This window comes from Kitasatospora sp. NPDC057518, assembly GCF_042802075.1.
In the GTDB taxonomy this organism is placed as follows: domain Bacteria; phylum Actinomycetota; class Actinomycetes; order Streptomycetales; family Streptomycetaceae; genus Kitasatospora.
Window position 1 is genome coordinate 1 of the sequence record NZ_JBHVEU010000504.1, and the last position, 6,150, is coordinate 6,150.

At 73.9% G+C, this 6,150-nt stretch carries 3 protein-coding genes; 2 read left to right on the plus strand and 1 reads right to left on the minus strand.

Going from position 1 to position 6,150, the window contains the following annotated elements:
* Nucleotides 1–14: 14 nt before the first annotated feature.
* A complete protein-coding gene (locus ACFU7Z_RS34445; RefSeq protein WP_380781909.1) occupies nt 15–3,116 on the minus strand; it encodes a SpaA isopeptide-forming pilin-related protein in 3,102 nt (1,033 codons plus the stop codon).
* A gap of 330 nt (nt 3,117–3,446) precedes the next feature.
* Between ACFU7Z_RS34445 and hcp the strand changes: the two genes are divergently transcribed.
* Complete coding sequence (gene hcp / locus ACFU7Z_RS34450) at nt 3,447–5,117, plus strand: hydroxylamine reductase (protein WP_380781905.1); 1,671 nt, start codon at nt 3,447–3,449, stop codon at nt 5,115–5,117.
* Nucleotides 5,114–6,130 carry an FAD-binding oxidoreductase gene (locus ACFU7Z_RS34455; protein WP_380781907.1) on the plus strand — a complete coding sequence of 339 codons (1,017 nt, stop codon included), beginning with the start codon at nt 5,114–5,116 and terminating at the stop codon, nt 6,128–6,130. The genes hcp and ACFU7Z_RS34455 overlap by 4 nt, the downstream gene beginning before the upstream one ends.
* Nucleotides 6,131–6,150: the final 20 nt, after the last annotated feature.

Sequence of the window (6,150 nt, forward strand, 5' to 3'; positions counted from 1 at the left end):
GGCCGGTCATGCGGTCAGGCGTCCGCGCCCCAGAGGAAGCCCGGCACGGGCGTGAAGCGCACGTACGGGCTCCACTCGTCGCCCGGCGGGCAGGGGGTGGGCGGGCACGGCGGCGGCGGACACTTGCTGTCCTCGACCGTGACCGTCACGCACGCGTGGTCCCCGGTCAGCTCGACCCTGGTCACCGAGGGCCGCGACAGGTTGTAGCCCTCGGGTGCGGAGACCTCCTGCCAGTAGTACGTGCCCAGCGGGAGGTGGTCCGCCGAGCAGACGCCCGACGCGGGGGTCGTGCACGGCGGGCCGACGGCGGTGTCGGGGTTGTCCCCCGTGGTCTGCAGACCGGCCACGCCGTTGCTCTCCCGCCACAGCTGGAAAACGGCGCCCGCCAGCGGCTGCCCGCTGTCGGCGTCGACCTTCCTGACGGAGGTGGACCCGCTCGGGGCGGTCGGCGTCTGCGTGTCCTGGACGGGGACCTGGACGTTCGGCCGGCCCAGGTCGATGACGACGGTCGTCACCGGGGACTGCGGCAGGTCGTACCCGGGCGGCGGCACCGTCTCCTGCCAGTAGTACGTACCCAGCGGGAGCCCGGACGCCGAGCAGACACCCGACGCGGGCGTGACGCACGGGGAGCCCACGGCCGTGTCCGGATTCGGGCCGGTGGCCTGCAGCCCCGGAACGCCGTTGGTCTCGTGCCAGAGCTGGAAGGTGGCGCCCGCCAGGGGCTGTCCGGTGGCGGCGTCGGTCTTCTTGACGGAGGTGGACCCGGTGGGGGCGGTCGAGTGGGTGTCCTGGACGGGGAGCTGGATGTCCTGCCCGTTGGTGTCGAGGACGACGGTCGTCACCGCGGACTGCGGCAGGTCGTACCCGGGCGGCGGCGCCGTCTCCTGCCAGTAGTACGTACCCAGCGGGAGCCCGGACGCCGAGCAGACGCCCGACGCGGGCGTGACGCACGGGGAGCCGACCGCCGTGTCGGGATTGGCCCCCGTGGTCTGCAGACCGGCCACGCCGTTGGTCTCGTGCCACAGCTGGAAGGTCGCCCCCGCCAGCGGCTGTCCGGTGGCCGCGTCGGTCTTGGTGACGGAGGTGGACCCGGTGGGAGCGATGGTCTTGGCGTCGGCGACGGTGACCATGACGTTCTTCCCGTTCGCGTCCAGCACGACGGTGTTCACGTTGAGATCGGGCAGGTCGTACCCGTCGGGCGCCGAGACCTCCTGCCAGTAGTAGGTGTCCAGCGGGAGGCCCGACGCCGAGCAGACACCGGAGGCCGGGGTGACGCACGGGGAGCCGACCGCCGTGTCCGGGGTCGCCCCGGACGTCTGCAGACCGGCGACGCCGTTGGTCTCACGCCACAACTGGAAGGTCGCCCCCGCCAAGGGCTGCCCGCTGTCGGAGTCGGTCTTGGTCACGCTGGTCGAGGCCGTCGGAGCGGCGGCCGGGGTGTCGGCGACGGTGACCGGGGCGCTCTGCCCGTTGGTGTTCAGCACGACCGTGGTCACGTTGAGCCCGGGCAGGTCGTACCCGGGCGGCGCCGCCGTCTCCTGCCAGTAGTACGTGCCCAGCGGGAGCCCGGACGCCGAGCAGACGCCCGACGCGGGCGTGACGCACGGGGAGCCGACCGCGGTGTCCGGATTGGCCCCGGAGGTCTGCAGGCCCGGAACACCGTTGGTCTCGTGCCACAGCTGGAAGGTCGCCCCCGCCAGCGGCCGCGCGGTGGCGGAGTCGACCTTGGTCACACTGGTGGCCCCGGTCTCGACGACCGGGCTCGTGGTGTCCTGGACGGTGACCGGGACGGTCTGCCCGTTCGTGCCGAGGACCACGGTCGTCACCGGCGGCTGGGGCAGGTCGTACCCGGGCGGCGGCGTCGTCTCCTCCCAGTAGTAGGTGCCCAGCGGGAGGTCAGCCGTGGAGCAGACGCCGTTGCGCCCGGTGGTGCAGGGGGCGCCGACCTTGGTGTCCGGGGTGGTTCCCGTGGTCTGCAGGCCGGCGACGCCGTTGCTCTCCTTCCACAGCTGGAAGGTGGCGCCCGCCAGGGTCTGCCCGGTGGCCGAGTCGACCTTGGTCACGCTGGTCGAGGCGGTGGGGGCCGGCGGGTTGCCGCACTCCGGGAGGTCGCCGTTGAAGGGGTAGGCGTGGAACTCGGTCCCGGTCATGCCCAGACCGGAGTTGTGCAGCAGCGAGCCGGTGGTGAAGAACCGTCCGTTCAGGCCGGGCAGGTTCATCGTGGCGGTGCTGGCCGGGTTGCCGACCAGCACGCTGCCCTGGAACTGCCCCGAGCCGGTCAGGGTGACGGTCGTCGCGGTGGGGAAGTTCCACAGCAGGCGCTCGCGCAGCTGGTTCCACGGGTCGGTGTCCGCGAGGCTGCCGCTGTAGGTGTTGATGGTGCGGGCGTCGCCGACGAGGTTGACCAGGACGGTCGCGTTCGCGGGGATGCCGGCGAAGGTGACCCCCTGGGTGCCGCCGCCGCGGCCGACGATGTCGAAGTCGACGTTGAAGACCTGGAGGGCGGAGGTGCCGTCGCCGGTGAACAGGGTCTGGTACCCCTGGTTGACGGCGGTTCCGGTGGCCGGGCGGGGGGTGCCGGTCCCGGCGTAGCACGCGCTGGCCGTCTGCAGCTCGCCGCGCAGCGGCGCGTAGGCGGCCACGGCCTGCGGGTCGTGGACCTTCGTGCCGGTGACGGTTCCCGTGGTGGCGCCCGCGTAGCGGACGACGCCGCCCTCGGCCAGGAGCGACTGCCCCGGGGCCACGGTGACGTTGCCGCCGGCGGTGAGGAAGTCCGCGCCGTTCGGCGGGGGGACGCGCGAGCCGACGCCGACGATGCCGATGTTGTACACGGAGCTGACCCCGGCGGCCTTGCTCATGTCGAAGTTGCCGAGGGTCACCACGTGCCCCTCGGCCTCGGCGGCCGAGCCCCGGACGTTGAAGTCGCCGCCGACGAAGACGTTCACCCCGGCGTCGCGGCCCGCGAAGGGGCCGTTGTTGACCGGGGGGAACGTCGCCGGACAGTCCGCGCCCAGGCAGGGCCCCAGGCCGCCCGGCAGGCCGGCCGCCTGGGCGGCCGACGGTGCGATGAGCGACATGCCGAAGGGGACGAGCGTCAGGGCCAGGGCGGATCCCATCACCCTGCCGAGCCTTCGTCTCCAGCCGACGGCGGTCGCCTGATTCTGACTGGGCTTCACCACAGTCCTTTCCTCATATGAACCGAACAACAGCCCTCGGAGTGTTCTCGTCGGAGCCCCGAGCAGCGGCGACCCGCCAACCGTTTCGTCTGAACGCCGCACACGTACACCCGATCGGACGCGGCGGACGCCGGGGCGACTGGGTCTCCCGACCCCGGATTGGGGCCCTCCGGCCCTGACGCGCCGTCAACGGCGGCCCCATCCTGGACTCGTCGAGGCCCCGTCTGCCCGCCGCCACCGAACGACACCACGAGTCCCCGGAGGACCCGCATGTTCTGCTACCAGTGCGAACAGACCGACCGCACCGGCGCCACCCCCGGCTGCGCCGGTCCGATCGGCAACTGCGGCAAGGACTCCCCCACCTCGGACCTCCAGGACCTGCTGGTCCACGCGGTCAAGGGCATCTCCCAGTACGCCGCCAAGGCGCGCGCCCTCGGCGACCCGGATGACGAGGCGGCGGCCTTCGTCCTGTACGCGCTCTTCACCACGCTCACCAACGTCAACTTCAACCCCACCCGCTTCGCCGCCCTGATCCAGCTGGCCGTCGGCGTCCGGAACCGGACCAGGGACCGGTACGAGCGGGCCGCGCGCGCCGCCGGGCAGCAGCCGGAGACGCTCACCGGCCCGGCCGCCTGGGCCCCGGCCGCGGACCCCGGCGCCCTGGTCGGCCAGGCGTCGGGCGTCCGGGTGGACATCGGGCTTCCCCTGGTCGGGCCCGAGGTGGTCGGGCTCCGCTCGCTCCACCTCTACGCGCTCAAGGGCATCTGCGCCTACGCCCACCACGCCGACGTGCTCGGCCGCCGCAGCGCCGAGGTGCTCGGCGGCGTCGAGGACGCCCTCGCCTACCTGGCCGGCGAGCCGACCGACCCCGCCGAGCTGCTGGAGCGCGCCGTCGGCCTCGGCCGGCTCAACCTCGCGGCGATCGAACTGCTCGACGCCGCCAACACCGGCACCTACGGGCCCCAGCGGCCCACCGCCGTCCGCACCACCCCGGTCGCCGGAAAGGCCGTCCTGGTCAGCGGCCACGACCTGCGGGACCTGGAGGCCCTCCTGGTGCAGACCAGGGGCCAGGGCATCAACGTCTACACCCACGGCGAGATGCTCCCCGCCCACGCCTACCCGCTGCTCAAGGCCCACCCGCACCTGGCCGGCAACTACGGCGGCGCCTGGCAGGACCAGCAGCGGGACTTCGCCGCCTTCCCCGGCCCGGTCCTGATGACCTCCAACTGCGTCATCGAGCCGCACGCCGCCTACCGCCGCCGGATCTTCACCGCCGGACCGGTCGGCTGGCCCGGCGTCCGGCACCTCGCCGACCACGACTTCCGCCCGCTGATCCAGGCCGCCCACGCCCTGCCCGGCTTCCCGGAGACCGCCGCCGAGGAGGAGGCCGTCACCGTCGGCTTCGGCCGGGACGCCGTGCTCGCGGTCGCCGACCAGGTCGTCCACGCGGTGCGGCAGGGCGACATCCGGCACTTCTTCCTGATCGGCGGCTGCGACGGCCCCACCCCCGGCCGCGACTACTACACCGACCTCGCCCTCGGCGCGCCCCGCGACAGCGTGGTGCTCACCCTCGGCTGCGCCAAGTACCGCTTCAACCGGCACGACTTCGGCGAGATCGCGGGCCTGCCCCGGCTGCTCGACCTCGGCCAGTGCAACGACACCTACTCCGCCATCCGGATCGCCACCGCGCTCGCCGACGCCTTCGAGTGCGACATCAACGACCTGCCGCTCACCCTGGCGCTGTCCTGGACCGAGCAGAAGGCCGTCGCGGTGCTGCTCACCCTGCTCGCGCTGGGCATCCGCGACATCCACCTCGGCCCCTCGCTGCCCGGCTTCCTGACCCCCGCCCTGGTCGAGGAACTGGTGAAGCGGTTCGGCCTGCGGGTGGCCGGCGACCCGGCGGCCGACCTGGCCGCCGCGCTCGAACGGACGGCGTCGTGAGCGCAGTCACCCTCACCACCAGCGACGGCGGCCGGCTGGAGTTCGACTGCGCCCCCGGCCGCAGCGTCCTGGAGGCCGCGGCGGAGGCCGGCGCCGCCCTGCCCGCCTCCTGCCGCCGGGGCACCTGCGGCTCCTGCCACGCCTCCGTCACCGACGGGCCGTACGACCTCGGGCCGCACAGCGAACAGGCCCTCCCGCCGGACGGGCGCGAGCGCGGCGAGGTGCTGCTCTGCCGCACCTTCCCGCGCGGTCCGCTGACCGCCGCCCTGCCGTACGAGCAGGCCCGCGTCCTGTACGGCGCCGTCCCGGTCCGCGCGGCCACCGTCACGGCGGTGGACCAGGCCACCCCGGACACCGTGCGGCTGGAGCTGCGCCTCGACGACCCGGACTGCCAGTTCGACCCGGGGCAGTTCATGGAGCTCCAGGCACCCGGCAGCGAGGTGAAGCGCGCCTACTCCCCCGCCAACACCGGCAACTGGGAGGGCCGGCTGGAGTTCTACGTCCGGCTGCGGGAGGGCGGGCACTTCTCCTCCTACCTCGCCGACCGGGCCCGTCCGGGCGACCGGCTCACCGTGCACGGCCCGCAGGGCGCCTTCGGCCTGCACGAGACCGGCCTGCGGCCGCGCTGGTTCCTGGCCGGCGGCACCGGCCTGGCCCCGCTGCTGGCGATGGTCCGCCGGATGGCCGAGTGGCAGGATCCGCAACCCGCCCGGCTGTTCCTCGGCGTCAACAAGCCGCGGGACGTCTTCGGACTGGACGAACTCGCCGCCGTAGCCGCCGAGTTGCCCGGCTTCCGGTACGAGGTCTGCGTCCGCTGGCCCGGCCCCGACTGGTCCGGCCCGACCGCCACCCCGGCCGACCTGCTGGCCGCCGCCCTGCCCGAACTCGGCGGCGCCGCACCGGACCTGTACGTCTGCGGCCCGCCGCCCCTGGTCGACGCCGTGCTGCGCACCGCCGCTTCCGCAGGGGTGCCGCCCGAACAGGTCCACCGGGAGCGCTTCCTGGCCACCTGACCGCCGGGCCGCCGCCGATC